This window comes from Dyella jejuensis, from assembly GCF_044904675.1.
GTDB classification, from domain to species: domain Bacteria; phylum Pseudomonadota; class Gammaproteobacteria; order Xanthomonadales; family Rhodanobacteraceae; genus Dyella_B; species Dyella_B jejuensis.
The window spans coordinates 1-281 of sequence record NZ_JADIKJ010000124.1; the positions used below are offsets into that span (position 1 = coordinate 1).

1 protein-coding gene is annotated in these 281 nt (G+C 62.6%); it reads right to left on the minus strand.

Features of this window, described 5'->3' with window-relative positions; genetic code table 11:
* Nucleotides 1–281 (minus strand): transposase domain-containing protein (locus ISP15_RS18600; protein ID WP_404549524.1); only part of this gene is annotated, 281 nt, incomplete at both ends.

The following is a 281-nucleotide window of genomic DNA, read 5'->3' on the forward strand; positions in this document are numbered from 1 at the left end:
TGGTTATGCTGACTGCCAAAGTGCCGGCGATTGTCCAGCGTGTCGGGAGTCCGCCAGACCACGCCGTCCAACGCATACAGCGACAAGCCCTGCCAGCGGTGGCGACCGGCCTGCGTATGGCCCCATTGTGCCGCGGTATGTTGAAACAGCCATGCCAGGGGCTCCGAACCCAAGCGTTGACGCGCCTGGCTTAATGCACTGGAGCTGATGCCTTCTCCTGGCAACGCTATCTCCAGCGCATCGGCCACATGCAGGATCGAGCGATCGCGCAACAGGGCGAT